The organism is Nitrospira sp. BLG_2 (assembly GCF_049222245.1).
Map to the genome: position 1 here is coordinate 1 of NZ_JBLYIG010000503.1, position 1,728 is coordinate 1,728.

Consider the following 1,728-nt stretch of genomic DNA (forward strand, 5'->3'; position numbering starts at 1 on the left):
ACGAGGAGTATGCTCATGGGGCATGGCCTCGGGGGTCATGGTTGGGACAAGAGATGAGGGTCGCGCAGCTTCTCCAAGTTCCCAAGCATAGTGGAAACGACGAATTCGGCAAAGGGAATCCGTGATTGCCGTGACGCTGCCTCAGAAAAGCGTCGAGACACGCCGACTGTCAGCAACCTCCAACGAGCGGAGAGATAGTGGACGGCGCTGGAGGGAAGGCAGGGGACCCTATGAGCCGAGACAGAACGCCGGCAGGCGGGGCCGGCGCAAGCGCTTGAACGCCGATGTCACGATTCGCTCAGCTAATTATGGCAGAGCTCCACATTATATAGTGGGCCTTTTAGTGTCTTCCCCTACATTCGGCCTATATTCCAGCCCGCTTAAATTTCTTTCCCGCATACGTGACATGACCTGTCGATTTGGGGCCACGCGAACGACTAGATGATGCGGGCGGCCGGTCCGGCGGGAGTCAGGAGCAAGGAGCCAGAACCATGAAGTACCTGTGCCTGATCTATGAGGAGGAAGCCAAGTTGCGCGCCCTGTCCAAGGCCGAACTGGATGCGCTCATGGTGGAGCATGTTGCCGTCACCGCCGACATCCAGAAGAGCGGCCATTACCGCTGCGGCGAAGTCTTGCAGCCGGCAGACAGAGCCGCGACCGTGCGGGTTCGAAGCGGCATCGTCTTCACCACCGACGGGCCGTTAGCCGCAACCAAGGAGCAACTTGGCGGCTTTTACCTGATCGATGCGCGGGATCTAAACGAGGCCATCCAGGTGGCCGCGAAATTGCCGTCGGCGCGGCTGGGCACGATCGAGGTGCGGCCGGTGTTGGAGGTGTAGCAGTTGCATTGAGATCGAGAGACAACGCACCATGGGGAAACAGTTCCCCTCCCCCCGGCGCGTCGATCGGACACTACGGGTGGCACATCCTGCACATATTGATGGAGGCCTTCGCATGAAATACCTGTTGTTGATTTACGGCGACGAGCTGGCGTTGAGCGAGACCGAGCGGCAGGACTGTTACGCGGAATCCATGCAGCTCGCGCGGGATCTTCACTCGAACGGACAATATCTGGGCGCGAACCCGTTGCATCCCACCGCGATGGCGACCAGCGTTCGGGTGCGCGACGGCAAACGGCTCGTGACCGACGGTCCGTTCGCGGAGACGCGCGAACAGCTCGGCGGCTATTTTCTCATCGAGGCCAAGGATCTCGACGAGGCGATCGCCGTCGCCGCGCGGATTCCCATGGCGCGCAAGGGGACGGTCGAGGTCAGGCCGGTCATCGAGATCCCGGGGCTGCCCGCCGACGCGAGACAACCATGAAGCCATCCGAGGCGCATCAGAGGCATTCGTCAACCGCCATTCGTCATGCGCAAGGTTTTGAGTGAGGAACGATGTCGATTGTGCGGCTGCTCTTTCGACAAGTCGGTGCATCGACGAATTGCTATAGAGGGAGGAACTATGAGCACATCAACGCCTCAAGCCGATTTTCTATTGCTCTTTCGCGGCACGGATTGGGAAAGGCGTCTGTCGCCGGAACAATTTGAGCAGTTCGTGTCCGACTGGAGTCAATGGTTCGAGCGCCTGAAGCAGGAAGGCAAATGCACAGGCGGGCATCCGTTGCATCTTGAGGGTAAGCTCGTGTCCGGCAAGAACGGGCGCATGGTGACCGACGGCCCGTTCACCGAATCCAAGGAAGCCATTGGCGGCTACTTTTATCTTCGGGTC

3 protein-coding genes are annotated in these 1,728 nt (G+C 59.8%); all 3 read left to right on the plus strand.

The window, feature by feature from the left end:
• The first annotated feature begins 491 nt into the window (after window positions 1-491).
• The gene (locus tag ACOSYY_RS13645) at window positions 492-839 is read left to right on the plus strand and encodes a YciI family protein (protein WP_289266784.1); all 348 of its coding nucleotides are present in this window, start codon (window positions 492-494) and stop codon (window positions 837-839) included.
• 115 nt (window positions 840-954) lie between these two features.
• On the plus strand, window positions 955-1,323 hold the full coding sequence (locus ACOSYY_RS13650; RefSeq protein WP_421663057.1) for a YciI family protein: 369 nt from the start codon (window positions 955-957) through the stop codon (window positions 1,321-1,323).
• A 138-nt stretch (window positions 1,324-1,461) separates the two neighbouring features.
• Window positions 1,462-1,728: YciI family protein (locus tag ACOSYY_RS13655; protein ID WP_421663059.1), on the plus strand; the 267-nt coding region annotated here is incomplete at its 3' end.

Coding starts and splice junctions, on each gene's coding strand:
- ACOSYY_RS13645 (WP_289266784.1), top strand. CDS start 492: ATGAAGTACCTGTGCCTGATCTATGAGGAGGAAGCCAAGTTGCGCGCC.
- ACOSYY_RS13650 (WP_421663057.1), top strand. CDS start 955: ATGAAATACCTGTTGTTGATTTACGGCGACGAGCTGGCGTTGAGCGAG.